24 protein-coding genes are annotated in these 25,074 nt (G+C 73.0%); 16 read left to right on the top strand and 8 right to left on the bottom strand.

Going from position 1 to position 25,074, the window contains the following annotated elements:
* Positions 1-122: 122 nt before the first annotated feature.
* Both acpS and ACKUB9_RS04295 read right to left on the bottom strand, forming a co-directional pair.
* Positions 123-521 (bottom strand): holo-ACP synthase, encoded by a 399-nt coding sequence (acpS, locus tag ACKUB9_RS04300; RefSeq protein WP_407519848.1) that lies wholly within the window; start codon positions 519-521, stop codon positions 123-125.
* Entirely contained in the window at positions 518-1,276 is a 759-nt protein-coding gene (locus ACKUB9_RS04295) for a pyridoxine 5'-phosphate synthase (RefSeq protein WP_407519847.1), read from the bottom strand. Before ACKUB9_RS04295 ends, acpS begins: the two co-directional genes overlap by 4 nt.
* A 391-nt stretch (positions 1,277-1,667) precedes the next feature.
* Here ACKUB9_RS04295 and ACKUB9_RS04290 point away from each other — a divergent pair, with 391 nt between their 5' ends.
* The 3 genes from ACKUB9_RS04290 to ACKUB9_RS04280 all read left to right on the top strand — a co-directional run bounded on the left by ACKUB9_RS04290 (position 1,668) and on the right by ACKUB9_RS04280 (position 5,698).
* Positions 1,668-2,381, top strand: coding sequence for a PRC-barrel domain-containing protein (locus ACKUB9_RS04290; RefSeq protein ID WP_407519846.1), 714 nt, complete (start codon positions 1,668-1,670; stop codon positions 2,379-2,381).
* Positions 2,378-3,721 carry an MFS transporter gene (locus ACKUB9_RS04285; protein WP_407519845.1) on the top strand — a complete coding sequence of 448 codons (1,344 nt, stop codon included), beginning with the start codon at positions 2,378-2,380 and terminating at the stop codon, positions 3,719-3,721. The genes ACKUB9_RS04290 and ACKUB9_RS04285 overlap by 4 nt, the downstream gene beginning before the upstream one ends.
* A gap of 213 nt (positions 3,722-3,934) precedes the next feature.
* Positions 3,935-5,698: an ABC transporter ATP-binding protein gene (locus ACKUB9_RS04280; protein WP_407519844.1), complete on the top strand. Its 1,764-nt coding sequence runs from the start codon at positions 3,935-3,937 to the stop codon at positions 5,696-5,698.
* Between the two features lie 321 nt (positions 5,699-6,019).
* Here the strand turns inward: ACKUB9_RS04280 and ACKUB9_RS04275 are convergent, their stop codons facing one another.
* Positions 6,020-7,480, bottom strand: a complete 1,461-nt coding sequence (locus ACKUB9_RS04275) for a M48 family metalloprotease (RefSeq protein WP_407519843.1) — start codon at positions 7,478-7,480, stop codon at positions 6,020-6,022.
* A 5-nt stretch (positions 7,481-7,485) separates the two neighbouring features.
* Positions 7,486-8,301, bottom strand: a complete 816-nt coding sequence (locus ACKUB9_RS04270; protein WP_407519842.1) for a DNA-binding protein — start codon at positions 8,299-8,301, stop codon at positions 7,486-7,488.
* Positions 8,302-8,810: 509 nt separating this feature from the next.
* Between ACKUB9_RS04270 and ACKUB9_RS04265 the strand changes: the two genes are divergently transcribed.
* The 3 genes from ACKUB9_RS04265 (at position 8,811) to ACKUB9_RS04255 (ending at position 10,882) form a co-directional block, all read left to right on the top strand.
* Entirely contained in the window at positions 8,811-9,089 is a 279-nt protein-coding gene (locus ACKUB9_RS04265) for a hypothetical protein (protein WP_407519841.1), read from the top strand.
* Positions 9,090-9,360: 271 nt separating this feature from the next.
* Positions 9,361-9,579, top strand: a complete 219-nt coding sequence (locus ACKUB9_RS04260; protein WP_407519840.1) for a hypothetical protein — start codon at positions 9,361-9,363, stop codon at positions 9,577-9,579.
* Between the two features lie 85 nt (positions 9,580-9,664).
* Positions 9,665-10,882 (top strand): GGDEF domain-containing protein, encoded by a 1,218-nt coding sequence (locus ACKUB9_RS04255; protein ID WP_407519839.1) that lies wholly within the window; start codon positions 9,665-9,667, stop codon positions 10,880-10,882.
* An 18-nt stretch (positions 10,883-10,900) separates the two neighbouring features.
* Here the strand turns inward: ACKUB9_RS04255 and ACKUB9_RS04250 are convergent, their stop codons facing one another.
* On the bottom strand, positions 10,901-11,236 hold the full coding sequence (locus tag ACKUB9_RS04250) for a hypothetical protein (protein ID WP_407519838.1): 336 nt from the start codon (positions 11,234-11,236) through the stop codon (positions 10,901-10,903).
* A gap of 246 nt (positions 11,237-11,482) precedes the next feature.
* Here ACKUB9_RS04250 and ACKUB9_RS04245 point away from each other — a divergent pair, with 246 nt between their 5' ends.
* From ACKUB9_RS04245 to trmB, 3 genes are all read left to right on the top strand, one after another.
* Complete coding sequence (locus ACKUB9_RS04245) at positions 11,483-11,929, top strand: helix-turn-helix domain-containing protein (protein ID WP_407519837.1); 447 nt, start codon at positions 11,483-11,485, stop codon at positions 11,927-11,929.
* Positions 11,930-12,022: 93 nt separating this feature from the next.
* Positions 12,023-13,201 (top strand): methionine adenosyltransferase, encoded by a 1,179-nt coding sequence (metK, locus tag ACKUB9_RS04240; RefSeq protein ID WP_407519836.1) that lies wholly within the window; start codon positions 12,023-12,025, stop codon positions 13,199-13,201.
* 48 nt (positions 13,202-13,249) lie between these two features.
* Positions 13,250-13,954 carry a tRNA (guanine(46)-N(7))-methyltransferase TrmB gene (gene trmB, locus ACKUB9_RS04235; protein ID WP_407519835.1) on the top strand — a complete coding sequence of 235 codons (705 nt, stop codon included), beginning with the start codon at positions 13,250-13,252 and terminating at the stop codon, positions 13,952-13,954.
* A 130-nt stretch (positions 13,955-14,084) separates the two neighbouring features.
* On the opposite strand, the gene ACKUB9_RS04230 is transcribed toward trmB, so the two are convergent.
* A complete protein-coding gene (locus tag ACKUB9_RS04230; RefSeq protein ID WP_407519833.1) occupies positions 14,085-14,336 on the bottom strand; it encodes a hypothetical protein in 252 nt (83 codons plus the stop codon).
* Positions 14,337-14,561: 225 nt separating this feature from the next.
* On the opposite strand from ACKUB9_RS04230, the gene ACKUB9_RS04225 reads away from it, so the two are divergent.
* A complete protein-coding gene (locus ACKUB9_RS04225; protein WP_407519832.1) occupies positions 14,562-16,346 on the top strand; it encodes a sensor histidine kinase in 1,785 nt (594 codons plus the stop codon).
* Positions 16,347-16,356: 10 nt separating this feature from the next.
* On the opposite strand, the gene ACKUB9_RS04220 is transcribed toward ACKUB9_RS04225, so the two are convergent.
* On the bottom strand, positions 16,357-17,127 hold the full coding sequence (locus tag ACKUB9_RS04220) for a hypothetical protein (protein ID WP_407519831.1): 771 nt from the start codon (positions 17,125-17,127) through the stop codon (positions 16,357-16,359).
* A gap of 246 nt (positions 17,128-17,373) precedes the next feature.
* Between ACKUB9_RS04220 and ACKUB9_RS04215 the strand changes: the two genes are divergently transcribed.
* Positions 17,374-17,973 (top strand): superoxide dismutase, encoded by a 600-nt coding sequence (locus ACKUB9_RS04215; RefSeq protein WP_407519830.1) that lies wholly within the window; start codon positions 17,374-17,376, stop codon positions 17,971-17,973.
* Between the two features lie 411 nt (positions 17,974-18,384).
* On the opposite strand, the gene ACKUB9_RS04210 is transcribed toward ACKUB9_RS04215, so the two are convergent.
* Positions 18,385-19,230 (bottom strand): ChbG/HpnK family deacetylase, encoded by an 846-nt coding sequence (locus ACKUB9_RS04210; RefSeq protein WP_407519829.1) that lies wholly within the window; start codon positions 19,228-19,230, stop codon positions 18,385-18,387.
* Between the two features lie 96 nt (positions 19,231-19,326).
* Here ACKUB9_RS04210 and ACKUB9_RS04205 point away from each other — a divergent pair, with 96 nt between their 5' ends.
* The 5 genes from ACKUB9_RS04205 (at position 19,327) to ACKUB9_RS04185 (ending at position 25,073) form a co-directional block, all read left to right on the top strand.
* Positions 19,327-20,343 carry a glycosyltransferase family 2 protein gene (locus ACKUB9_RS04205; protein WP_407519828.1) on the top strand — a complete coding sequence of 339 codons (1,017 nt, stop codon included), beginning with the start codon at positions 19,327-19,329 and terminating at the stop codon, positions 20,341-20,343.
* Positions 20,344-20,424: 81 nt separating this feature from the next.
* Positions 20,425-21,954, top strand: a complete 1,530-nt coding sequence (murJ, locus tag ACKUB9_RS04200) for a murein biosynthesis integral membrane protein MurJ (RefSeq protein WP_407519827.1) — start codon at positions 20,425-20,427, stop codon at positions 21,952-21,954.
* Between the two features lie 43 nt (positions 21,955-21,997).
* Positions 21,998-23,326: a nucleotidyltransferase family protein gene (locus tag ACKUB9_RS04195; RefSeq protein ID WP_407519826.1), complete on the top strand. Its 1,329-nt coding sequence runs from the start codon at positions 21,998-22,000 to the stop codon at positions 23,324-23,326.
* Positions 23,230-23,829 carry a haloacid dehalogenase type II gene (locus ACKUB9_RS04190; protein ID WP_407519825.1) on the top strand — a complete coding sequence of 200 codons (600 nt, stop codon included), beginning with the start codon at positions 23,230-23,232 and terminating at the stop codon, positions 23,827-23,829. The genes ACKUB9_RS04195 and ACKUB9_RS04190 overlap by 97 nt, the downstream gene beginning before the upstream one ends.
* Before the next feature lie 104 nt (positions 23,830-23,933).
* A complete protein-coding gene (locus ACKUB9_RS04185; RefSeq protein WP_407519824.1) occupies positions 23,934-25,073 on the top strand; it encodes a hypothetical protein in 1,140 nt (379 codons plus the stop codon).
* The last annotated feature ends 1 nt before the right edge of the window (position 25,074 follow it).

Raw genomic sequence — 25,074 nt, 5'->3', positions numbered from 1 at the left:
CCGGGACGCGGGCGAGCCATCCGCGGTGCGGGGGGTCTAGACCAACGTCGGCGCTCCCGCAACGGAGGCCGGCCCGGGTCCGGGTCAAGGCCTTCTCGGTCGTGCCGTTCGGCCCGCCCGCCTCATTCGGGAACGGCCTCGATCACCACGAAGGCCTGGGCGAGCGGCGGGTCGTCCGTGAGGGAGACGTGCACGTTGGCGCGGTGGCCGGCGGGGATCAGCGCGGCGAGGCGCGCGGCGGCCCCGCCGGTGAGCCGCAGGGTCGGGCGGCCGCCGGGCAGGTTCACCACCTCCATGTCGCGCCAGAAGACGCCCTGCGCGAGGCCGGTGCCGAGGGCCTTGGCGCAGGCCTCCTTGGCGGCGAAGCGGCGGGCGTAGGACGGCGCCCGGGCGGCCCGGCGGTCGCTGCGCGCCCGCTCCCCCGCGGTGAAGACCCGGTGGGTGAAGCGGTCGCCGAACCGCTCAAGCGAGCGGGCGATCCGGCGGATGTCGCAGAGGTCCGAGCCGATGCCGACGATCATGCGGCCGCCTCGGCCCGGGCCGCATCCATCGCCTCGCGCATCGCCCGCACGGCCTCGCCGAGGCCGACGAACACCGCCTCCGCCACGATGGCGTGGCCGATGTTCAATTCGCGGATCTGCGGCACGGCCGCCACCGGGCGGACGCTGTCGAGGGTGAGGCCGTGGCCCGCGTGGATCTCCAGCCCGAGCGCGCTGCCATGCGCGGCGGCCCGGGCGATGCGGGCGAGTTCGCGCCGCGCCTCCTCGGCCTCGCCCGCCGCCACCGCCTCGCAGTAGCGGCCGGTATGCAGTTCGACCACCGGCGCGCCGAGCTGCCGGGCCGCATCCATGATGTGCACGTCCGGCTCGACGAAGAGCGAGACCCGGATGCCGGCCTCGCTCAGGCGCGCGATGGCCGGACCGACCGTCTCGCGTGCGCCGACGATGTCGAGGCCGCCCTCGGTGGTGCGCTCCTCGCGCCGCTCCGGCACGAGGCAGGCGGCGTGGGGCTTCAGGCGCACCGCGATGGCGATCATCTCGTCGGTGGTGGCCATCTCCAGGTTCAGCGGGCGGTCGATCTCCTGCTTGAGGCGCTCGACGTCGACGTCGCGGATGTGGCGGCGGTCCTCGCGCAGGTGGGCGGTGATGCCGTCGGCCCCCGCCGCCACGGCCGCGTGGGCCGCGCGCAGGGGATCCGGCATCACGCCCCCGCGGGCGTTCCGGAGGGTGGCGATGTGGTCGATGTTGACGCCGAGGCGGAGGGATGACGCGGACATCGGTAGGGCACTCCCGGGGCTGCGCGCGATGTAGCCGAGGCCGCCCCGCGAAACCAGCGGACGAGAGGGCAATCCAGGCCTTGGTGGGCGCGCGCCGCGGATTCCCGCGGCTCCCGCCTGGACAGGTCTCCGGGGGGGCCGCACTCTGAGGCGTGCGCCGCCCGTCGGCGCCCCGAGCGACGACCCGATGCGGGCCGGCCCCCGCCGGCCCGGGAGACGAGTGACGATGCCTCTTCGACGGCCCACCCGCGGCGCCCCCGTTTCCCGGCGCGCCCTGCGGGCCTGCTCCCACAACTTCGCCGCGTTCCTCCGGCATCCGGGACCAGGGCGCCCTGCCCCGGAATCCCGATTGGAACCCGTGCGGACGGCCGCGGTTGGCGGAGCGACCGGCGTGACCTTACGACGAGAGGCGGACGTGCTGAGGACCCTGCGGACGGCCATCGCTGCGCTCGCGACCCTGTCGGCCGTGACGGCCGCGGCGCAGGACACGGCGGCACCGCCCGCGCCCCCGCCGCCCCAGGAGGCGAGACCGCCCGAGGCCGCGCCCCCGGCGGCCCAGCCCGCGCCGACCCCGCCGCCCGCCGCCCAGGCTCCGCCGGCCAATCCTGCCAATCAAGCGCCGCCGGCCGCCCAGGCGCCGTCCGCAGCGCCCCCGGCCGCCACCGCGCCCGTCGCGCCGCCTCCGGCCGCGACCCCGACGGCCCAGCCCGTTCCGGCGCAGCCGCCCAAGGCGCCCGGCACGCCCGCGACCGTCCTCGACACCCAGGATTACGACAGCGTGATCGGCAAGCCCGTGCGCAGCGCGGCCGGCGAGGATATGGGGCGGATCATCGACATCGTGGTCGATCGGGAGGGGCGTCCGCGGGCCGCGATCATCGATTTCGGCGGCTTCCTCGGCGTCGGCTCGCGCAAGATCGCGGTCGACTGGCGGGCGCTGCATTTCTCGGCGGACAACAAGCCCGGCCGGGCCGTCCTCCAGCTCACCCGAAACCAAGTGCGGGTTTCGCCCGAATACAAGCCCGGCGACCCGATCGTGGTGCTGGGGCCGGCCTCGCCGGCGCCCGACCCCGAGCAGGCCGTCGCGCGCAATCCGCCGGACAAATGACGCCTGCCCGCCAGACGCAACGACGGCCTCCGGCCCACCGCGAGTCGCCCCGCTACGATCCGCGGGCCGATGTGCTGCGCGACCAGGGCCGGCCGGCCGCCGGCGCGGCGCAGCCGGGCCGGCGGCGCGAGAAGCCGGAGCCGTCGGCGACGAGCAGCCGGGGGCTCGACGCCTTCACGTTCTTCGTCGCCAACCTGCAGACCGGGTTCGGGCCGTTCGTGGCGGTCCATTTCACCGCCCACAGCTGGACCCAGGCCGATATCGGCCTCGTGCTCACCATCGGGGGGCTGTTCAGCCTGCTGGGGCAGGTGCCGGGCGGCGCCTTCGTCGACTGGGTGGGCTCGAAGCGGTTCGTCGCCGGGCTGTCGGTCGCGATCATCGGGGCGAGCGCGGTCGGCCTCGCCGTGTGGCCGACCTTCCTGATCGTCGCCCTGGCGATGGCGGCCCACTCGCTGGCGAGCTGCACGCTCACCCCGGCCATCGCGGCGATCAGCATCGGCCTCGTCGGCCACGACCGGCTGGGCGAGCGGCTCGGGCGCAACGCGCGCTTCTCCTCCATCGGCAACGCGCTCGCGGCGGCCGGCATGGGCGCCTGCGGCTACTACCTGTCGAACGCCGCCGTGTTCTACGTGACGGCCGCCCTCGTGGCGCCGACGCTCGCCGCGCTCTGGTTCATCCGGGCGAACGAGATCGACGTGGTGCGCCCGCAGGCGCGCGAGGGAAGCGCCTCCCCGCTCTCCGGCTGGGCGAGCCTGCGGCTCGTCCTCACCAACCGGGCGCTGCTCTGCTTCTCGTTCTGCATCCTGCTGTTCTACGTCGCCAACGCGGCGATGCTGCCGCTCGTGGGCAGCGTGCTCACCATGCGCACGAGCCAGACCGCCACGATCCTGATCGCCGCCTGCATCATGGCCCCGCAGGTGGTGCTGGCGCTGATCGCGCCCGCGGTCGGCCGGGCGGCGCAGACCTACGGCCGCCGCCCCCTTCTGCTCCTCGGCTTCGCCGCCCTGCCCCTGCGCGGGCTGCTCTTCGCCTTCACGGACGAGCCGGAACTCCTCGTGGTCATCCAGATCCTCGACGGCATCTCGGCGGCGGTGATCGGCGTGATGGTGCCGCTGGTGGTGGCCGACGCCACCCGCGGGACCGGCCGCTTCAACCTCGCGCTCGGTGCGGTCGGCACCGCGATGGGCATCGGGGCGGCCATCAGCACGACCCTGTCCGGCTTCATGGCCGACCGCTTCGGCACCCACGCCGCCTTCGTGGGCCTTGCGGCCGTTGCGGGGCTCGCATTCCTGGCCCTCCTGCTGCTCATGCCGGAGACGCGCCGCACGCACGGCCGCTGAGCGAAAGGCCCTCAAGCCGGCTTTCGCACCGCACGCGTCTGCCGCATCGCGGCAGGCCCGCTCAACTCCCGTTCATGTGGGACGCGTATAAAGCGAGCGACCGACGTCTTTTGCCTGCAACATAAGGCGACGCTTGCGCGTTGCGAGTTCGGGCGGGTCCTGCCCGCCGACCGGCGAGCAACCGCACGCGAAGAACCGGGATCGATCAGCACGATGGATGACCTCTGCGCGTACGCTCACCGGCCGTGGGCCTTCGTCGCCCGCTACATCCGCCGCCGTGCGGTTCCCCACGCCGCGATCGTCGTGGCGGTGCTGGGGGCCGTGGCCTGCTCGGTCAGCACGCAATACGGCCTCAAGGGGGTCGTGGACGCGCTGGGCAAGGGGCCGCAGAGCGGCGAGATCTGGACGGCGCTGACGATCCTCGTCGTCTTCATCGCCGCCGACAACATGCTGTGGCGCGTGGCCAGCCTGATCGCGAGCTTCACCTTCGTGTCGGTCACGGGCGACATCCGCCGCGATCTGTTCAAGCACCTCACCGGCCACTCGCCCTCCTACTTCGCCGACCGGCAGCCCGGCACGCTGGCGAGCCGCATCACGGCGACCTCGAACGCGATCTTCACCGCCGAGAACATGTTCGTCTGGAACGTGATGCCGCCCTGCGCGGCGGCATTCGGGGCGATCCTGTACGTCGGCGCGGTGAGCATCCCGATGGCGCTCGGGCTCCTGGTGATCTGCGGCGGCGTGGTGGTGCTGATGTTCCGCATCGCCGCCGCCGGCAAGCCGCTCCACCACGACTTCGCCGAGAAGGCCGCCTCGGTCGACGGCGAGATGGTCGATCTCGTCAGCAACATGCCGCTCGTGCGCGCCTTCTCGGCCTTCAAGCGCGAGTACGTGCGCTTCGACAGCACCATCGGCACCGAGATGACGGCGCGCCGCCGCAGCCTGCTCTACCTCGAGAAGCTGCGCATCATGCACGCGGTCATCACGGTGGTGGCGGTGCTCGGGCTGCTCTACTGGGCGGTGCGGATGTGGGAGGTGAACGCCGCCACCGCCGGCCAGGTGGTGCTGGTCTGCACGCTCGGCATCACCATCCTGGCCGCCACCCGCGACCTCGCGGTGGCCCTCGTCGACGTCACGCAGCACACCGCCCGGCTCTCGGAGGCGCTGACCACGCTCCTCCAGCCGCACGACCTGCGCGACCACCCGGAGGCCAAGCCCCTGGTGGGCGAGGGCGCGCGCCTCGATTTCGAGCACGTCGCCTTCAACTATCCGGACGGCCGCGAGGTGTTCACGGACTTCAACCTCACCATCGAGCCCGGCCAGCGGGTCGGCCTCGTCGGCCGCTCGGGCGGCGGCAAGTCCACGCTGTTCACCCTGCTGCAGCGCTTCTACGACCCGCAGAACGGGCGCATCCTGATCGACGGCCAGGATATCGGCCGCGTGACCCAGGAATCCCTGCGCGAGGCGATCACGGTGGTGCCGCAGGACATTTCCCTGTTCCACCGCTCCCTGCGCGAAAACATCCGCTACGGGCGCCCCGATGCCACGGACGACGAGGTCTGGGCGGCGGCGGCGGCGGCGCGCTGCACCGACTTCATCAACGACCTGCCGCAGGGCTTCGACACGATCGTGGGCGACCGCGGCGTGAAGCTCTCGGGCGGCCAGCGCCAGCGCATCGCGGTGGCCCGCGCCATCCTGAAGGATTCGCCGATCCTGCTCCTCGACGAGGCGACCTCCGCCCTCGACACCGAGTCGGAGGAGGCGATCCGCGAGGCGCTCGGCAACCTGATGCAGGGCCGCACCGTCATCGCCATCGCGCACCGGCTCTCGACCCTCAAGGACTTCGACCGGATCGTGGTGCTGGACGGCGGCACGGTGATCCAGGACGGCTCGCCCGACCGCCTCACCCACCTCGACGGCTTCTACCGCGACCTGATCCAGCGCGAGAGCATCAAGCTCTCCCGCGAGGCGGCGTAGGGAGCGACGGCACCATTGGGGGCGCCTGCAGGGCCTCAGCTCTCCGTTGATCGAGGAGCGCGGGATCCCCTCTCCCGTGCGGGAGAGGGGTAGGGATCGAAGATTCCGCGTGAGGGTCCCGGGAGGCTGCCGCAGTGAAGCGCGGTGCGTGGTGAGGGGAGCGGAACGGTTCAGCATCAGCCGCCAACCTCAGTGCTGGTAGCGGGCAGCGTCCTGCCCTCTTGCTGCCCCCTCCCGGGACCCTCATCCCTGCCCTTCTCCCGCACGGGAGAAGGGTTCCCCGCGCGTCACGCGGCGAGGCGGCGAAGACCGGCGCCGCCTCTACTCCACCACGATCTTGTAGGGCTGCCCGGGCCGCAGGACCGCCCCGCGGTCGAGGCCGTTCAGGACGAGGAAGCGCTCGGTCTCCCGGTCGCCCACCATCATGCGCCGGGCCATCGTCTCCACGCTCTCGCCGGGCGCGGCGGTGACGATCTGGATGCGGGTGGGCCGCAGCCGCCGGGCATCGTCCGGGCCGACCGCGCCGACGCTCGCCAGCCAACGCTCGAAGGCCGGCTCGGGATCGGCCGCGCCCTTGGCCGCCATGATCATCCGGAAGGTGTTGGTGCCGACCCGCACGGCCGCGAGCCGGAAGAACCATTCCTTGCCCTTCGAGACCGCGGTGACGGCCGGGAAGCCGTTGACCATCCGGGTCTGGAAGCTGCCGGTGTCGATCGCGTCGTTCCAGGTCGCCTTGAGCACGTCCTCCAGGCCCTGGCCGGCGTTGGTCTCGACCGCATCGAACAGCAGGCGCCGCCCGCCCTCCGGCGTGGTGCCGAGCACGGCCCGGGCGGTGTTCTCCAGGGCGAAACCGTCCGGCGCCTCGAACGCGACGCCGAGGCGCGGATGCAGGAAGCGCCGCCCGCGCACGATCCCGTCCGCCGGGTTGTCGCCGTAGGCGATGCCGTCGATGGCCGCGAGGTAGCGCGCGCGGTCGTCCGCGCCGAGGCCGGGGGCGCCGATGCGGCGGGCCGCCTGCGTCACCTGGGTGATGCGCTCAGGCGTGCTCGGATGGGTGGCGAGGAGGTCCGCCTCGGTGGTGAGCCCGCTGCCAGCCTTCAGCGCCATCGTCCGGTTGAGGCCGGTGAGGAAGCGCGCGGCGCCGAACGGGTCGTAGCCCGCCCGCGACAGCGTGCGCACGCCGGCCTGATCGGCCTCGAACTCCTGCGAGCGCGAAAAGCGCGCCAGCACGAAGCGGGACTGGTCCTGGAGCAGCGCACCCGTGGCCGGGTCGTTGAGCACGTCGGCCACCACCTTGCTCACCAGTTCCGAGCGCAGGGCCATCTCGGTGCGGGCGCTCGCGTGGCGCAGCGTGACGTGGGCGATCTCGTGGGCCAGGACCGCGGCGAGTTCGGAGGTGTCGCTCGCGAGCGCCAGGAGGCCGCGCGTCACGTAGAGCCGCCCGTTCGGCAGCGCGAAGGCGTTCACGGCGGGCGAATCGAGCAGCGTCACCGCGTAGGTCTCGTCGGGCCGCTCGGTCGCCCGCACGAGGCGGTCCGTGACCTCGCTCACCATCCTGAGGGCCGTGGGCGACCGGTACTCGCCGCCGAACGAGGCGACGAGCTTGGCGTGGTCGGCGTCCGAGCCGCCGCGCTCGCGGCCGGTGGTGCGCGGCGCCTCCGGCGGCACCGTCACGGCGACGGGCGAGATCGCGCCGGTCTGGTCGCCGGCGCAGCCCGCCGCCGCCACGATCAGGCCGGCCGCCAGCACGGCCGCCAGGGTTCTGGTGAGGGACCCGTCCATCGCGATCAGCGCCGCAGCGCGCGCTCCTCGTCCAGCATCTCGATCATCTCGGCCGCGCTCACGTCGAGGGTCGGGCCGCGCCAGAGCTCGACGAAGCCGCGAGCCCGCACGCGCCGTCCCCGAAGCGCAGCCGCCGTCAAACCACGTTCGAGCATGATCCGCCAAGTGCGTTTCGACACCGTGACCGTCAGACCTTCCTCGCCGAACCGGGCGAAGTTGAGGTAGGTGCGGCTGCGCCGCTCCCCGACACTCACCACCCGCCCCTCGGCGACGACGAACCGTCCGTGGAGGCCCGCGAGGCGGGCCGTCTCCCCGGCCGGCACCGGCAGACCCTCCGCCCAGACGCCCCGCCGGGCCGCCCGCGCGGCGGCCTCCACGGCGAGCAGGCCCGGCCGGCACAGCGTATCCGATTCGCCCGCATCGACCAGGGCGAGACCCGCCGCCAAGAGGCTGCCCGCGAGGTCCGCCGGCTCCCCCTCCTCGGCCGCGGCGTCGAGCACGATCCGGCCCCAGCGGTCCGCCGCCGGCTCCTCGCGGGTGGCGAGATCCCGGCCGCGGGCGGCGGCGAGCCGGTCCCGCGCCGCCGCCCGCAGCACCGGATCGTCGGGCAGGCGCACGCCGTCGAGGCGGGCGGTGCGGCCGGACGCCAGCACGAGGTCGCCCGTGGGCGCCACGGCCGCGAGGCGGTCGGCGCGGGCGATCCGGTGGCGGCAGCCGCCCGCCTCCACCCCCGACCTCGCCCCCGACCCGGCCCCTGCCTCCTGGCCGGCCGCCGGCCACGCCAGCGCCGCGGCGACCGCGCCCCACAGCGCCGCCCGCATCCCCTCCCCTCCACCGGTTGGCGCGGCCCGCCCGAGATGCTAAGACCCCGCCGTGAGTCTCCGTAGCTCAGCTGGACAGAGCACAGGTTTCCTAAACCGCAAATTGGGCGTCGCGCCGGGAAACCGCGCGGCGGATCCGCTCAAAGTCGGGGAAAGCGTCGATCCCGCGTCACGCCGATCCCGAGCCAAGCCCGGCCGACAGGCCGGGAAGGTGTAGAGACTAGACGGGCGGCACCTAAGGGCCGCGTGCCTACGGTGAAGGGATAGTCCAGCCCACGAACGCCGGCCGGCGGCGGCGAAAGCCGAAGTGGGATGAAACCTGGGGTCGCAGGTTCGAGCCCTGCCGGGGACGCCACTTCGATCGCCGGCCTTCGCCGGATGGACCTTCGGCCGCAGGCGGCGCCTCCCGCCCGATCGTCGTACGCGGGCCGCCGGACCTGCACCCGGGGCCGGGACGCAGGTTAGCATTTGCTAAGGCGCAAGCTTGGCATTCCTAATACCCGGGATTCATGATCTCCCCGATTGATTCGCAAGCCACCCGCATCACCACCGAGAGCGGTCAGGAGGACGGCCTGCTGCTGTTCCACGACGGATCGCTCGTCGCCGTCATCTCACACCTGCGCCATTCGGTGACCGACGAGTTCGCGGGCCGCTGGTTCGTCGAGGCGGGCTTCGGCCCGTGCGCGCGGGGGGGATCGCGGATGTTCGACACCGCCGAGGACGCCCAGCGGTGGGTGAGGCGCTGCCTCGAAGAGGACATGACGGACCACGAGCGCGCGGCCGCCTGACGCGGCCGGGTCCGCGCGCGAGCCGGGCGGCGCGCAGGCCGCATCGCGCGGCGACCGCTTGGCAGATCCTTAAGGATGTTGCGTCATGACGGAGCGTCGCGGAGTCCCTAGCGGGGATCCGCGACCACGCGGGTCGTGCGGCGCGACGGTCACGAAGTGGCCGTCATCATTCCGCGCCGCGGCGTCCGTCCCGCCGCAATCCGGCCCGCAACCGGCCGAATACTCCGCTCGTCAATCCCGGGCGGCCAGAGGACCGTGAAGGCGTCGCGTCATGATCTTTCTCGCGCTCGCAGCGATCGGCGGCGGCACGGCCGCGGCCGTGCTCACGATGCTCCACGGCTTCGGCTACGCCCTTCTCGCCGCCCTCCTCGGCGGCAGCGGCGCCACGCTGCTTGCCGGCCTCCTGCTGGCGCACCGGCGCCGCCGGGAGCGTCCGCGCGGGCGTTACGCTGGCGAGGAGCGGCCCTGGCGCCACAGCAACGCGGCGTAAGGTGGTGTTGAAGCCAAGGGCTTAACCTTTGGGCGAGGCTGCAGGTCTAGGGTGGCGCTGACCCCGAGCGCCGTCGCGAGCCCGCATGCAGTCGCTGATCGATCGCGGCCTGAGCCGCCCCCGGTATCGGTTGCGGCTGCCCGGCGACCTGGAGGCGCGCTACCACGCGGAGACCGCGCCGGAGAGCGGCCGCTTCGTGCAGTCCTGGCTCGCGGTCTTCATCCTCTTCAACATCCTGTCGCTCAAGGCCGACTTCGACGCCTTCGGGGCCGAGCGGGTGATCGTGCCGGTGGCGCTGACGCTCGGCGTCTTCGTGCCGGTGGCGCTCGCCGCGATCCTGTCCCTGCGCGGCCGTCCCTCCCCCCTGCGCATGACGCTCGCCGCGCTGGTGACCGCGCTGGTGGACATGGCGGTCGTGCTCAACAGCGCGCGCCTCGCCCCGGCTGGGCACGTCGACACCTATCTCATCCTCGCGACGCTCATCCCCCTGGTCGTCGGCCTGATCGCCCCGCTGCCGTTCCGGCACAGCCTGTGGTTCTGCGGCCTGTCCTTCGCGCTCTACGTCGCCGGCGTGGCGGGGCTGGGGCTCGCCAGGCCGACGAGCAACGGCGTGCCTCTGCTCGTGGCGAGCCTGACCCTCGTGCCGATCAAGCTCAGCTATTCGCGCGAGTGGGAGGCCAAGCTGCGCTTCCTGATCGGGCTGCGCGCGCGGGCCCAGGCGGAGGAACTGGCCCTGGCCAACCGCCGGCTCACCGCGCTCTCGCAGACCGATGCGCTCACGGGCGTTGCCAACCGGCGCCTCTTCGTCGAGCGCCTCGCCGCGGCCTGGGCGGAAGCCTGCCTGCACCGCACCTCGGTCGCCGTCATCCTCATCGACATCGACCACTTCAAGCGCCTCAACGACACCGCCGGCCATGCCGAGGGCGACCGCTGCCTGACGCGGGCCGCCGCCCTGCTGCGCGAGGTGGCCGAGGCCGCGGGCGGGCTCGCGGCCCGCTACGGCGGCGAGGAATTCGCGCTCCTGTTGCCGCGGGCGTCGCACGGCGAGGGCTTCGCCGTGGCGGAGGCCGCGCGCCGGGCGATCGCGGCGGCGGAGATCCCCCATGCCGGGCTGCCCGACGGCGGCCCCATGACCGTGAGCGCCGGGGTGGCGGCGGCCTGCGGGGCCGCGGTGGTCCGCGAGGGCGGGACCGGCCAGCTCCTCAAGGCCGCCGACGTCGCCCTCTACGCGGCCAAGCGCAACGGGCGGAATCGCGTCGAGAGCGCGTCGCTCGGCGATCTGGCCGTGCTCCCGGCCGCCTGACGCGACGGTCCGCGCGTCTCAGGAGGCGCGCGGCCAGGGCGCCTGGGCCTCGCGCCGCCACGGCCGGCTCATCACCACGAAGGCGAGGATCACGCCGACCGCGTAGTAGCCGTGCAGGCTGCGGTAGCCCTCGGTCGCCGTCCAGGCGAAGCCGCCCATGAACACGTAGCCGATGGCGGTGCCGAGCGCCCGGAAGGCTAGCGCCCAGGGATGCTCGGTGGCGGGATCGCCCGCCGCGTAGGCCATCACCACCCAGGCGAGCGCGTAGAGGATCCCGCCGACGGGCAGGCCGACGAACAGCGAGACGACGGCACGCAGGAAGAGGGTGGCCCAATCGTCACGGAAGACCTGCATCGCGTTCGCCCTGGTCCTGCCTCGCTACCGTCCGCCTCCGGCGGGCACCGGTCCGGCATCCGCCGCCTGCCCGGCGGCGTCAAGCCCGCCGGCGCGCCCGCGCGGTGGTGCGCGTTCGTCCGAACGCCGGGCGCGTTCGTCCGAACGCCGGGCGTTTACACGATCGCAAGCTTCGGGGGTCAACAATCCGGCGTCTCCCTTTCATGCCGCGGCGCGGGGCGCCGCGACCAGCGCCTGCGAGCCCTCATGGCCGGCAAACCTGCCGACGCGCGCGACGCGCATATCGGCCAGTGCATCGAGCGCCTGCGCACGCTGGCCAGGATGTCGCGCCGGTCCCTGGCGGAGCGGCTCGGCCTCTCGGCCTCGCAGCTCGACAAGTACGAGAAGGGGATCAACCGGGTCAGCGCGACGGACCTCGACCGCATCGCCCAGGTGTTCGGCGTGCCGATCGGGCACTTCTTCGACGACCTGCCGGCAGAGGGCGCGCGGTCGCCCGGGTTCGCCGAGCGGCCTCAAGCGCCCCTCGCCGAGGCGGCGGCGACGCGCTTCGCCCGGGATGTCGCGCGCGCCGCCGACACCCACCTGCCGCCGGACGACCGGCAGCGCCTCGCCGTCCTCGTCGGCGCGCTCGACCGTGCCCTGAACGCCACGGCATCGTTCGATAAAGAGAACTCCTCCGGTTCTTCGGGTTGACCGCCGGTAGTCCGGCTGCCAGAACCCTGCCCATCCACGGTACCGGGCAGACGACCGAATCGGCGCGCCCGCCTCAGGGGGTTCGAGCAGCCAATGCCACGTTCCGACTATCTGTTCACGAGCGAGTCCGTCTCCGAGGGCCATCCCGACAAGGTCTGCGACCGCATCTCCGACACGGTGGTGGACGCCTACCTGGCGGCGATGCCGGAGGCGCGCCTGGGCGTCGAGACCCTCGCGACCACCAATCGCATCGTCATCGCGGGCGAGGTGCGCGGTCCCGATTCCGTGACCTTCCGGGATCTCGAAGAGCTCACCCGGGCCGCCGTGAAGGACATCGGCTACGAGCAGGACGGCTTCCACTGGAAGAACGCCGACGTGGCGATCCACCTGCACGCCCAGTCGGCCGACATCGCGCAGGGCGTGGACGCGTCCGGCAACAAGGACGAGGGCGCGGGCGACCAGGGCATCATGTTCGGGTACGCCACCGACGAGACCCCGGCCCTGATGCCGGCGCCGATCTACTACGCGCACAAGATCCTCAAGGACCTGGCGGACGCCCGCAAGGGCAAGGCGGGGGCGGCCGCCGCGCTCGGCCCCGACGCCAAGAGCCAGGTCACCGTGCGCTACGCGGATGGCCGCCCGGTCGAGGCGACGCAGATCGTGCTCTCGACCCAGCACCTCGACGAATCCCTGGATTCGCACGCCGTGCGCGCGATCGTGGAGCCCTACATCCGCGCCGCGCTGCCCGAGTCCTGGGTGACCGACGCGACCGTCTGGCACGTCAACCCGACCGGCAAGTTCGTGATCGGCGGGCCCGACGGCGATTGCGGCCTCACCGGCCGCAAGATCATCGTCGACACCTACGGCGGGGCCGCGCCCCACGGCGGCGGCGCCTTCTCGGGCAAGGACCCGACCAAGGTCGACCGGTCGGCGGCCTACGCGGCGCGCTACCTCGCCAAGAACGTCGTGGCGGCGGGCCTCGCCCGGCGCGCGACGATCCAGCTCGCCTACGCGATCGGCGTCGCCAAGCCCCTGTCGATCTACGTCGACCTGCACGGCACCGGCGAGGTGGACGAGGCGAAGCTCGAGGCCGTGCTCGGCCAGATCCTCGATCTGTCGCCCCGCGGCATCCGCACGCATCTCGCCCTCAACAAGCCGATCTACGCGCGCACCGCGGCCTACGGCCATTTCGGCCGCGAGCCGGATGCCGACGGCGGCTTCTCCTGGGAGCGCACCGACCTCGTCGGCCAGCTGCGCTCGGCCCTGGCCTGATCCGCCGCCCAGGGGTAAGGGGCTCGCTCCCTCGACCCCTGGGACACGATGACCGACGACGATCACGATGCGGCCCCCGAGCGGGGCCGCGCCTTCTACGGCCGGCGCAAGGGCAAGCGCCTGCGGGCCGGCCAGGAGGAGCGCGTCGCCGCCCTCCTGCCGCGGCTGCGCCTGCCCGCCGCCGGCCCCCTCGACCCGCCCGCCCTCTTCCCGCATCCCGTCTCGGCCGTGTGGCTGGAGATCGGCTTCGGGGGCGGCGAGCACCTCGCCGCGCAGGCCCGCGCCCATCCGGATGTCGGGATCATCGGCTGCGAGCCCTTCGTGAACGGCGTCGCCAAGCTCCTGCGCGCGGTGGACGACCACGCGCTCGCCAATGTCCGCCTCTGGGACCGGGACGCCCTCGAAGTGCTGGTGCGCCTGCCCGCGGCCAGCCTCGCCCGCGTGTACCTGCTCTACCCCGATCCCTGGCCGAAGCGCCGCCAGCGCAAGCGCCGCTTCGTCTCCGACGAGAGCCTGGCCGAGATCGCCCGCGTCCTCGCTCCGGGAGGCGAGTTCCGCTTCGCCAGCGACATCGACGATTACGCCGGTTGGACGCTGGTGCGCGCCGCGCGCTGCCCCGGCCTGCGCTGGACCGCCGCGCGCGCCCGCGACTGGACCGCGCCCTGGCCGGACTGGCCGGGCACGCGCTACGAGGCGAAGGCCGTGGCGCAGGGGCGCCGGCCGACCTACCTGGGCTTTCGCCGCGAGGGCTGAGCGCGCCGGGGGCCTGTGAGCCCGGAAGGACGCCCGGTCCGGGCCGCGGTTTCGCCAAGTGCTTGATCCGACGCCGAGACGATCGAACCGCGCCGGCCACCCGGATCTCCCGCCCCCTCGACCATCTGCATCACGAACCCGCGAGTGCGCCGCGCAGGGCCGCGATGCCCTTCTCGACCATCGCCTCCGCCTCGGGGCGCAGCACGAGCGCGTCCGCCGTCGCCTCGATCAGGCCGGCCTGCTCCAGTTCGGCCACCGCCTCGGGGTCGGCCTGATGCCCGGCCCCGTCTCGGCGCACCACGCGCGACACCTTCTGCCCGCTCTCCAGTTGGTGATAGGCTGCGAACGCGAAGACCGAGAGAGCCTTGTCGCTGAGTTCCATGAGGGTCATCATCCTCGGACGGCCAAGCCGCGGGGGGCGAGCCCCCGGGGCCTTGGGTGGGTGAACCGGGCGGGACAACCGGGGCGAAGCGGCAGGGGGAGCGGTCCGCCCGCACGGCCATCGGCCCGGCGCGCAGACCCAACGCGCGACCCCGCGTTCCGTTCTGGCCGGCTCACGCCGACACGGCTGGCGCCGGCACCGGCTCGAAGACCAGTGGGGCATGCCTTGGATCACAGGCCCGACGATCAGCCCGACCCTCGGCCGGACGCGGCCGGGACGGACCGCCCGGACGACGCGCTCGCCCGCCTCGCCTTCGAGGCAGCGCCCGTCGGCCTCGCGGTTCTGGCGGGCGCCGAGGACCGCTTCGCCGCCGTCAACCCGCATCTCTGCGCCCTGCTCGGCGCCGCGCCCGCCGACCTTCTCGGCCGGCCGCTGGCGGAGATGCGGGACGCCGAGGCGGGCGCGGGCGCGCCGGACGAGGCCGCCGACCAATGCTGGCGCCGCCTCGACCAGGGCACCGCGTGGCTGCGGGTGCGGGTCTCGGAGCGCGACGGGCGCCGCGTGCTGGTCGTCGAGTCGGCCGAGGACGGCCGCGCGGCGGCCCGCGCCGAGCAGACCCGCCTCGCCCTCGCCTCCGCCGGGCTTGGCGACTGGAGCTGGAACGCGGCGAGCCGGCAGGTCACGCTGTCGGAGCGGGCCGCCGAGATCCTCGGGCTGGCCCCCGGCCCCTCGGTGACCTGGGAGACGCTTCAGGACCTCCTTCACCGCGACGACGTCGAACGGGCCCGCGCGGTCGTGCAGGACGCCGTCACCCAGGGGCGCGCCTACGCGATCGAGTTCCGCTACAGCCGCCCGCGCGACGGGCAGGCCCTGTGGATCTCCGCCCGCGGCCGCGCGACGCTCGGGCCGGACGGGGCGCTGCTGGGCATGATCGGCGTGGTGCAGGACGTCACCGCCCGCGAGGAGGCCCGGCGCGCCCTCTACGACCGCGAGCAGCGGCTGCGGGTCGCCACCTCGGTGGCGGCTCTGGGCATCTTCGAGTGGCATCTCCTCGACGACCAGGCGCTCTGGGAGAACGAGCGCATGTGGGAGATCTTCGGCCGCCGCCCGCAGGACGGCACCATCAGCATGACCGAGTTTTTTCGCGATGTGATGCACCCGGAGGACCGGGCGCCCTTTCGCAAGGCGGTCTCGGCGGCCCTGCGTGGCGAGGGCGTGCTGCACGCCACCGGCCGCGTGCGCCGGGCGAGCGACGGGGCGTGGCGGACGATCGAGATGGCGGGGCGCTTCGAGCGCGACACGCCGGGCGGCCTGCCGCGCCGCCTGATCGGCGTGCTGGCCGACATCACCGACCGGCGCCTCGCCGAGGAGCGCCAGACGCTGCTGATCCGCGAGCTGCACCACCGGGTGAAGAATACGCTCGCCACCGTGCAGGCGATCGTCGGCTCCACGGCCCGCACTGCGTCGAGCATCGACAGCTTCTACGAGGCCTTCGTCGGGCGCATCATGTCGCTCGCCCACACCCACAGCGTGCTCACCGAGGATGTCTGGCAGACCGCCTCGTTGCGCGGCCTCCTGGAGAACGAGCTGAAGCCCTACGCGGACGGCGCCATGACGCCGGAGGCGGACGGGCGCATCACCCTCGAGGGGCCGGCGGTGGACCTTGCCTCCGAGATCGCGGTGCCGATCGGCATGGCGATCCACGAACTCACCACCAATGCCGCCAAATACGGGGCGCTGTCGGGCCGCAGCGGCCGGGTGCAGGTGCGCTGGAGCCTGGAGCCGGAGGGCGACCGGACGGTCCTGCGCTTCGAATGGCGGGAATCGGGCGGGCCGGCCGTCACGCCGCCGACCCGGCAGGGTTTTGGCTCGCGCCTGCTCCAGCGGGTGCTCTCGACCCAGGTCCAGGCGACGGTCGCCACCGACTACGCCGCCGACGGGCTGCGCCTGACGATGCTGGCCCCGCTCCCGAAGCGGAACGCGGCGCTGAACCCGCTGGCCGCGCTCTGACGCGCCGCGCTCAGGCCGTCCCCGACCGGGCCCCCCCTCCCGCCTCCCCGCCCTCGGCGATGAACACCTTCAGCTCGTCGAGCGAGTGGAAGTGGAATTTCCCGCCGGGCGTGTCGGCGTCGATCGTGCCGTCCGAGTACATCACGTAGGTGTTGCCGCCCGACGCGTAGGTGCCGACGATGCTCGGCGGTTCGGGGGCCGCGGGCGGCTCCGGTTCGGCGGGCGGCGCGGTCTCCGCGACCGTGGCTTCGAGCTCGGGTTCGGTCGCCCGTGCGGCCTCCGGCTCCGGAATGGGTTCCGGCTCCGCCGGGATGGGCTCGGGCTCCGCGGGCTTCGACTCCGCGGGCCTGGGCTCCTCTCGCGTAGCCTCGTCGGGCTCCGCGCGGGTCAGGCGCAGCTCGGGCGCCGCCACCTCCGGCGCCGTCCGGCTCGGGCGCAGGTCCGTGGCGGCGAGCGCGGCGGCTCCGGCGACGCCCGCCTGCCCGAGGGCGGAGGCGACCGGCGAGGGCGTCGGCTCGGGCGCCGGAACCGGGGGCAGCGGCGGCAGGCTGCGGGTCGGGGCGGACAGGGCCGCGCCCTGCCCCATCAGGCGCTCCATGCGCTGCAGGCGCGCCACGACGGCCGCGAGTCCGAGCAGCACCGATCCGCCGCTCGCCGCCACCGTCCCGGCGATCACCATCGTCCAGCCGATCTCCAGGCGCACGTAGGGAATGCCCTGGACGACGGATGCCAACCCGCCGACGACCATCAGCAGGGCGAGGGCGTACAACGCAACGACCATTCGACTCTCGATCACCTGCGACACCGGCCGCTTACGGCCTAGATTAAGCCGCCCGGCGGGTTTTGCAAAACCGCACCGACGGGCAGGCTCCGTCACCTGGCCCGTCACCTGGCCCGTCACGTGGCCCGTCACCTGGCCCGGACACGTTGCCGGACCCAGGCTGCCGACTTACGTAAGCCGCGACACCGTGTGCCGCGGCCCCTCCGCCGCCCGCCGGTCCCTCGCCTTTCGAGCCGGAGAATCCCGATGGCCTTCACGCTGCCCGAACTGCCCTACGCCTACGACGCGCTGCAGCCCTACATGTCGAAGGAGACCCTCGAGTTTCACCACGACAAGCACCACAAGGCCTACGTCGACACCGGCAACAAGCTCCTCGAAGGCTCGGAACTGGCGGGCAAGAGCGTCGAGGAGGTGGTGAAGGCCTCCTACGGCCAGAACCAGCCGCTCTTCAACAACGCCGGCCAGCACTACAACCACATCCATTTCTGGCAGTGGATGAAGCCGAACGGCGGCGGTGCCATCCCGGGCGCCCTGGAGAAGAAGATCGCCGAAGACCTGGGCGGCACCGACAAGTTCAAGCAGGACTTCATCCAGGCGGGCGTGTCGCAGTTCGGCTCGGGTTGGGCCTGGCTCGCCGTCAAGAACGGCAAGCTCGAGATCATGAAGACCCCCAACGGCGAAAATCCGCTGGTGCACGGCGCCAAGCCGATCCTCGGCGTCGACGTCTGGGAGCACTCCTACTACATCGACTACCGCAACCGCCGTCCCGACTACCTCAAGGCGTTCATCGAGAACCTTGTGAACTGGGAGCACGTCGAGAAGATGTACGGCGAGGCGATCGCGTAGGGGCTCGAGCGCGGCGCGGACCTTTCTGAAGCGCGGGAACCCCTCTCCCACCCGGGCTTGCGGATTCACACTTCGGTTCGTGCACGTTCTCCTCTCCCCGCGTGCGCATGGCTGTCCGGGAAAAATCGATGGCGCGGGGAACCCCTCTCCCGTGCGGGAGAGGGGCAGGGGTGAGGGTCCCGGGAGAGAGCCGCAGTGAAACACAGGGCGTGGTGAGGGGAGCGGAACGGGCGCGGTTCGAACGCCAACCGTTGTGTTGGTAGCGGCAGCGTCCTGCCCTCTTGCTACACCCTCCCGGGACCCTCACCCCTACCCCTCTCCCGCACGGGAGAGGGGATCCCGCGCCATCCTTGTCGAGGATTGTTCCCCCGACAGCCGTGCCGCGTGCGGGGAAAGGGGACCCCGCGCCGGTCACTCCGGCCCGGGCACCAGCCGCAGGCCCTTTCGGTCCAGCAAGGCCGCGAAGCGGTCCGAGGCGAGATAGGCGAGTTCCGCCGGCCGGCTCGCCACGACGGGGTCGAGGGCGCGCAGCTCCTCGTCCACGTGGCCGGGGTGGCACATCACCAGCGGGGCGGGCCCGAGGGCCGCGAAGGCCCGCTCGAACGCCGCCGCAAACCCCTCCCCCGGCCCGAAATCCGAAAAACCCGAGAAGCCGCGGTTGGTGGAAAAACCTGCCTGGGCCGCCGCGGCCCGAAAGCCCGCGGCCAGACTCCGCACGAGGAGCGCCTTCGGCGAGGCCGGCCGGGCCAGGATCGCGGGCAGGCGGTCGCCCGGATCGCGCAGCCAGACCCGCCCGGCGAGACCGCGGGCGGCGAGCGCGGCCAGAACCGCGCCCCGCACCCCCGGCAGCACGTGCACGTGCTGGTGCCCGTCCAAAAAATCCGGCGCCCGGCCAAGGGCCTGCGCGAAGGCGTCGAGCTGGCGCTCGATCTCGGCCCGCACCTCGTCCCGGTCGAGCGCGCCCGCGAGCAACAGGCGCATCAGGCGCCCGAGCGGCGGCAGGCGGCCGGCGGGGGCGAGCCGCGGCATCGGCCCGAGCGGCGCGCCCGCCGTCAGCGTGAGGTGCAGGCCGAGCCCGATCCGTCCGTCCCATTCGCGCAGGCGCGCGGCCTCCGGGCGGAAGGCCGGCAGGTTCGTCATGGAGCCGGTGGCGGAGATCCGTCCCGCCCGGGCGAGGGCGAGGATCCCGCGGCTCACCCCCGGGCTGAGGCCGTAATCGTCGGCGCAGAGCACGATCGGGTGCCGTTCAGGTGGCATCGGCTAATGCAGTCCCTTGAGCCGGCCGTCGAAACCGGCTCTTGATGCCCCGACACGGCCGGCCCGGGCGCCGGCCCCCAGACGAGGAACGGCACCGTGGAGCTGTTCAGGCCCAGCGACCCGATCGACCTCAGCGTCGTCATACCGGTCTACAACGAGAGCGCCAATGTCGGTCCGCTCCTCGCCCGCCTCCTGCCGGTGCTGGAGCGGATCACCCCGGCCTTCGAGGTGGTGTTCGTCGACGACGGCAGCCGCGACGACACCGCGGCGGTGATCGCCGCGCACCACGGCGTCGAGACGCGCATCGGCGCGGTCTCCTTCAGCCGCAACTTCGGCAAGGAGGTCGCCATCGCGGCGGGCCTCGACCATGCCCGCGGGCGGGCGGTCGTGATCATGGACGCCGACCTGCAGCACCCGCCCGAACTCATCGAGACCTTCGTGGCGCGCTGGCGCGAGGGCAACGTGATGGTCTACGCCCAGCGCACCGACCGCGACGGCGAGAGCCGCATGCGCCGCAGCTTCGCCCGGCTGTTCTACGAACTCTTCGCCCGCTTCGGCGAGATGCCGCTGCCCGAGGGGGCGGGCGATTTCCGCTTGATCGACCGCAAGGGCGTGGAGGTGCTGCGCGCGCTGCCGGAGCGGGCGCGCTTCTCGAAGGGCCTCTATTCCTGGATCGGCTTCCGCTCGGTGGGCGTCCCCTACACCGTGGAGGCGCGCCAGCACGGCGATTCGAAGTGGAGCTTCCGCAAGCTCTTCCGCTTCGCCTTCGATGGCATCACCTCGTTCTCGACCGTGCCGCTGCGCGTCTGGACCTATCTGGGCGGCGCCATCGCGGCGCTCGCCTTCGCGGCGGCGCTCTACTTCGTGGCCGAGTACATGCTGCGCGGGCCGGTCGTGCCCGGCTACGCCTCGCTGATCGTCTCGGTGATGTTCTTCTCCGGCATCCAGCTGATGTCGTTGGGGATCATCGGCGAGTACATCGGGCGCATCTTCGCCGAGGTGAAGCGGCGCCCGCTCTACGTCGTGGCCGAGCGGATCGGCCCGGCCGCGGCGGGCCAGGACGCGGCGATCCGCGACGACCGCCGCGCCCGCGTCATCTCGGACGCGGCCTGAGCGCGCGACTCTGCTAAGGAGGCGCCGGGACCCTGCCGCCTGTCGCGGGCCGGGTCCCGCGGTGGGACGAGACCCGGTTCGATGATTCGCAGCATCCTCTCGGTCGGCGGCTGGACCCTGGTGTCGCGCGTCACCGGGTTCCTGCGCGACGTGGTGATGGCCGCCGTGATGGGGGCCGGCCCGATCGCCGACGCCTTCGTGGTCGCCTTCCGGCTGCCCAACCACTTCCGGGCGATCTTCGGCGAGGGCGCCTTCAACGTCGCCTTCGTGCCGACCTATGCGGGCCTCGACGGGGCGGGCGAGGCCGAGGCCGCCCGGCGCTTCGCCGACCGCGTCTTCACCCTGATGCTGATCGTGCAGGTGGCGCTGCTCGCCCTCGCGCTGCCGCTGATGCCCCTCATCGTGCGCGCGCTCGCGCCGGGCTTCGCGGACGAGCCGGACAAGTTCGCCCTCGCGGTGGCGCTCACCCGCATCACCTTCCCGTACCTCCTGTTCATCACGCTGGTCACGCTGCTCTCGGGCGTCCTTAACGCGAGGCGGCGCTTCGCGGCCGCGGCCGCCGCCCCCGTCCTCCTCAACCTCTCGCTGCTCGCCGGCCTCGGGCTCGCCTTCCTGTTTCCGAACGCCGCCTACGCGGCGGCCTGGGGCGTCGCGGTCTCGGGCGTGCTGCAATTCCTGCTCGTCTGGGCCGATGCGGTGCGGGCCGGGGTGGCGCCGCGCCTCGCCCGTCCGACCCTGAAGGATGCCGGGATGACCCGCTTCCTGCGCATGCTCGGGCCGGCGGTGATCGGCTCGGCGGGGGTGCAGATCGCGATGTTCGCCGACACGATCATCGCCTCCTTCCTGCCCACCGGCGCGGTCTCGGCGCTCTACTACGCCGACCGCCTCTACCAGCTGCCCTTCGGGGTCATCGGCATCGCGGCCGGCACCGTGCTCCTGCCGGAGATGAGCCGGCGCCTCGCCGCGGGCGACGCCGCCGCCGCGCACGCGGCGCAGAACCGCGCGACCGGTTTTTCGCTTGCCCTCTCGGCCCCCTTCGCGGTGGCGTTCCTGCTGGTGCCGGACCTGATCATGACGGCGTTGTTCCAGCGCGGCGCCTTCGATGCCGAGGCCGCGGCCCGCTCGGGCGCCGTGCTCGCCGCCTACGGCCTCGCGCTGCCGGCGGCCGTGCTGATCCGCAGCATCGTGGCGAGCTTTTACGCGCGCCAGGACACACGCACGCCGGTGATCGCTTCGCTCACCGCGGTCGCGCTCAACGTCGCCCTCAAGGTGGTGCTCACCGGGCCGCTCGGCGTCGTCGGCCTCGCTCTCGCGACCGCGGCGGGGGTCTGGGTCAACGTGCTGCTGCTCTTCCTCATCGCCCGCCGCCGCGGCTGGACCGCGCCGAGCCGGACCCTCGCGGTGACGGCCTGCGGGGTGCTGGCCGCCTGCCTCGTGCTCACGGCCGGCACGCTCGGCGGCCTGCCGCTCATCGAGCGCGCGATCCCCGCCCTTCCGCGCTTCCGCGAACTCGCCATCCTGGCTGCCCTCGGCACGTGCGGCCTCGTCGTCTACGGCGCGACCCTGCTCGGGGCGCTGCGCCTGTTCGGGGTGAGGCTGCGGCGGGTGTGAGGCGGGCTATATATGCAAAATCGGATTTTTGCATATATAGGACATGGACACCCTCCCGCTCACGCAGCACACGCTCTTCGCCGATCTCCAGCAGCGTTGTCTGGACGCGATGTTCGATGCGCAGCTGCCGGAGAACGGCTCCTTCAGCCAGCGCCATCAGAACGGCCGCTCCTACTGGTACTACCTCGGCTACGCGGCCGGGGCGGATGGGACGGCACGGCGCTACTCGAAGTATGTCGGACCGGTCGACGATCCGGCCGTGACGCAGCGCGTCGCGTCCTTCGGGCAAGCCAAGATCGGGTATCGCGAGCGGCGCGACCTCGTGCGAGCTCTGCACACCCTCGGTCTTCCCGCGCCGCCGCCCGTCGTCGGCGATGTGATGGAGGCTTTGTGGAAGAACGGCTTCTTCCGCCTGCGCGGCGTCCTCGTCGGAACGATCGCGTTTCAGACCTATGCGGGTCTGCTGGGCGTCCGCCTGCCGGAGGCGCATCTCGCGACCAGCGACCTCGATGTGGCGCAGTTCCATTCGATATCGATGCTGGTCGAGGACAGCATGCCGCCGATCCTCGACGTGCTGCGCGGCGTCGACGCGACCTTCCGGGAGGTGCCTCACCCGGCCGATTCGTGCGGCGGCGTCGCCTTCGTCAACGCGCGGCAGTTCCGGGTCGAGTTCCTGACTCCCAACCGCACCGGGGACGCCGCGACCGGGGCCGCCTCGCGCATGCCGGCACTCGGTGGCGCGTCGGCACAGCCCCTCCGCTACCTCGATTTCCTGATCTATCGGCCCGTCCGCTCGGTGCTGCTGCACAAGGGGGGCGTGCCGGTGACGGTGCCGGCGCCCGCCCGCTACGCCATCCACAAACTCATCGTCGCGATGCTCCGCCGCGACGATCCGGCCAGTGCCGCCAAGGCCCGCAAGGATGTGCATCAGGCCGCGGCTCTGATCGAGGCGCTCGGCCTCGCGTCGCAAGCGGATTCCCTCGGGGATGCCTGGATAGAACCTGCGGGCCGGCCGCGCCCGGCTTCCTCCGGCGATCGGCGAACGTCTGGACGAGGCGGTGGCGCGGGTCTGCGCCGAGACGGGGGTTTCGCCCGCGGCCCATGGCATCGGCGGCCCCACCATGCCGTAGCGGAGTCCCGGCGGCGGCGCGGCCGGGTTAAGGTGTGCAGCCACCCTCGGTCGCGAGCCCCGTCATGCCTCTCCCCGCTCCCTTCCAGCATCTCCGCGCCGCCGTGTTCGACGCCTACGGCACGCTGTTCGACGTGCATTCGGCCGTGCAGCGCCACGCCGCTTCGGTGGGCGCGGAGGCGGCGGCCCTGTCGGAGACGTGGCGGCAGAAGCAGCTCGAATACACCTGGGTGCTCTCTCTGATGGGGCGCTACGCCCCGTTCCGGGACCTCACCGAGCGGGCGCTCGACTACGCGCTCGCCCTGTACCCGGGCGTCGATCCCTCCCTGCGCGGGCCGCTCCTCGACGCCTACGCGGCGCTCGACGCCTATCCGGAGGTGCCCGCCACCCTCGACGCCCTGCGGCAGGCGGGCCTGCAGACCGCGATCCTGTCGAACGGCGACGCGGCGATGCTGGACGAGGCGGTGCGCGCGGCGGATCTCGGCGGGCGCCTCGACGCGGTGATCTCGGTCGATCCGGCCGGCATCTTCAAGACCAGCCCCGGCGCCTACGACCTCGCGCCCGAGCGCCTCGGCATCCCGGCGGCCGAGATCCTGTTCGTGTCCTCGAACCGCTGGGACGTCGCGGGGGCGGCGGCCTACGGCTTCGTGCCGGTCTGGGTCAACCGCGCGCGGCGCCCCGACGAGTACCGCGACCTCGCGCCCGCCCGGATCGTCGACCGGCTCGACGCCCTGCTCCGGCCCTGATCCGCGCGGGCGGGCGCCCGCCGGACGGCGCCCGCCCCAAGATGCCCACATTGGCGTGCGACGGCGCGCCCCGGGGGCGCTGCCCCGGAGGCGCGAGGCGGCGGATGAAGCGGTCGGGGGTCGGTCTCGTCATGCTGGGCGCCCTCCTGGCCGCCGGCCCCGCCCCGGCGGGTCCGGGCGTGCCCAAGCACCTGGCCCCGATCCCGCCCGCGACGGTGGCGTTGATGACGGCGCGCGACACCGTGCCGGCCGCCCCGATCCTGATCCGCACCTTCAAGAAGGAGGCGGAGCTGGAGGTGTGGAAACGGGCCGGCGACGGCCGTTTCGTCCTCCTCAGGACCTTCCCGATCTGCCGCTGGTCGGGCCAGCTCGGCCCCAAGACCCGGCAGGGCGACCGGCAGGCTCCGGAGGGGTTCTACGCGGTCCCGCCGCGGCAGATGAACCCGAACTCCCGCTACCACCTGTCCTTCGACGTCGGCTATCCCAACGCCTTCGACCGGGCGCATGGCGGCACCGGCTCCGCCCTGATGGTGCACGGCACCTGCTCCTCGGCGGGCTGCTTCGCGATGACCGACCGGCAGGTCAGCGAGATCTACGCGCTGGCCCGCGAGGCCTTCGCCGGCGGGCAGGCCGCCTTCCAGGTCCAGGCCTATCCGTTCCGGATGACCGCCGAGGAGATGGCGCGCCACCGGCAGGACCCGCACATCGATTTCTGGCGTCAGCTGAAGGAGGGCTACGACCGGTTCGAGGCCACGGGCCGCGAGCCCGCCGTCACCGTGGTGAACGGGCGCTACGCCTTCCCGGCCTACCCGGATCCGGCGGTGGAGGCGAAGGCCGCCGCCCACCGCGCCGACGAGGAGGCCCGCATCGCCGCCCTGGTGGCGCAGGGCAGCGAGGCGGTGCGCACCACCTACGCGGATGGCGGCCAGCACGCGGTGTTTTCCGCCCTCCTGCGCAAGGGCGCCTCCCTCGGCGAGGTGAGCCGGCCCGAGGCGCTGGCCTTCGCGGGCCGCGAGGTGGTGACGATCCCGGCCCGGCGGCGTTCGCCCGCGGTCCAAGTGGCGGAGGCCGGCCCGCTCGCGCCGACCTTCATCCCGCTCCCGGTGATCGAGACCGAGCCGTCGCTGTTCGCCCGCACGCCGCTCGCGGAGGGGCCGACGCGCCTCTCGCTCACGGTCGCGCCGCAGCCGCAGCGACCGCTCTTCGTCACCGTCCGGCCGCCGGTGCTGCTCGCGCTGCGCTGAG

It is taken from the genome of Methylobacterium oryzisoli (genome assembly GCF_046557895.1).
Taxonomy (GTDB): Bacteria; Pseudomonadota; Alphaproteobacteria; order Rhizobiales; family Beijerinckiaceae; genus Methylobacterium; species Methylobacterium oryzisoli.
The sequence above is the reverse complement of the archived record's forward strand: the minus strand, read 5'-3'. Positions and strand labels throughout refer to the sequence as shown.

What these genes read in the sequence shown, in the direction of transcription:
- ACKUB9_RS04230 (WP_407519833.1), bottom strand. Translation starts at nt 14,336, where the DNA reads ATGGAACTCAGCGACAAGGCTCTCTCGGTCTTCGCGTTCGCAGCCTAT.
- ACKUB9_RS04250 (WP_407519838.1), bottom strand. Translation starts at nt 11,236, where the DNA reads ATGCAGGTCTTCCGTGACGATTGGGCCACCCTCTTCCTGCGTGCCGTC.
- ACKUB9_RS04220 (WP_407519831.1), bottom strand. Translation starts at nt 17,127, where the DNA reads ATGGTCGTTGCGTTGTACGCCCTCGCCCTGCTGATGGTCGTCGGCGGG.
- ACKUB9_RS04210 (WP_407519829.1), bottom strand. Translation starts at nt 19,230, where the DNA reads ATGCCACCTGAACGGCACCCGATCGTGCTCTGCGCCGACGATTACGGC.
- ACKUB9_RS04295 (WP_407519847.1), bottom strand. Translation starts at nt 1,276, where the DNA reads ATGTCCGCGTCATCCCTCCGCCTCGGCGTCAACATCGACCACATCGCC.
- ACKUB9_RS04260 (WP_407519840.1), top strand. Translation starts at nt 9,361, where the DNA reads ATGATCTTTCTCGCGCTCGCAGCGATCGGCGGCGGCACGGCCGCGGCC.
- metK (WP_407519836.1), top strand. Translation starts at nt 12,023, where the DNA reads ATGCCACGTTCCGACTATCTGTTCACGAGCGAGTCCGTCTCCGAGGGC.
- acpS (WP_407519848.1), bottom strand. Translation starts at nt 521, where the DNA reads ATGATCGTCGGCATCGGCTCGGACCTCTGCGACATCCGCCGGATCGCC.
- ACKUB9_RS04255 (WP_407519839.1), top strand. Translation starts at nt 9,665, where the DNA reads ATGCAGTCGCTGATCGATCGCGGCCTGAGCCGCCCCCGGTATCGGTTG.
- ACKUB9_RS04185 (WP_407519824.1), top strand. Translation starts at nt 23,934, where the DNA reads ATGAAGCGGTCGGGGGTCGGTCTCGTCATGCTGGGCGCCCTCCTGGCC.
- ACKUB9_RS04285 (WP_407519845.1), top strand. Translation starts at nt 2,378, where the DNA reads ATGACGCCTGCCCGCCAGACGCAACGACGGCCTCCGGCCCACCGCGAG.
- ACKUB9_RS04275 (WP_407519843.1), bottom strand. Translation starts at nt 7,480, where the DNA reads ATGGACGGGTCCCTCACCAGAACCCTGGCGGCCGTGCTGGCGGCCGGC.
- ACKUB9_RS04195 (WP_407519826.1), top strand. Translation starts at nt 21,998, where the DNA reads ATGGACACCCTCCCGCTCACGCAGCACACGCTCTTCGCCGATCTCCAG.
- trmB (WP_407519835.1), top strand. Translation starts at nt 13,250, where the DNA reads ATGACCGACGACGATCACGATGCGGCCCCCGAGCGGGGCCGCGCCTTC.
- murJ (WP_407519827.1), top strand. Translation starts at nt 20,425, where the DNA reads ATGATTCGCAGCATCCTCTCGGTCGGCGGCTGGACCCTGGTGTCGCGC.
- ACKUB9_RS04245 (WP_407519837.1), top strand. Translation starts at nt 11,483, where the DNA reads ATGGCCGGCAAACCTGCCGACGCGCGCGACGCGCATATCGGCCAGTGC.
- ACKUB9_RS04270 (WP_407519842.1), bottom strand. Translation starts at nt 8,301, where the DNA reads ATGCGGGCGGCGCTGTGGGGCGCGGTCGCCGCGGCGCTGGCGTGGCCG.
- ACKUB9_RS04280 (WP_407519844.1), top strand. Translation starts at nt 3,935, where the DNA reads ATGGATGACCTCTGCGCGTACGCTCACCGGCCGTGGGCCTTCGTCGCC.
- ACKUB9_RS04265 (WP_407519841.1), top strand. Translation starts at nt 8,811, where the DNA reads ATGATCTCCCCGATTGATTCGCAAGCCACCCGCATCACCACCGAGAGC.
- ACKUB9_RS04215 (WP_407519830.1), top strand. Translation starts at nt 17,374, where the DNA reads ATGGCCTTCACGCTGCCCGAACTGCCCTACGCCTACGACGCGCTGCAG.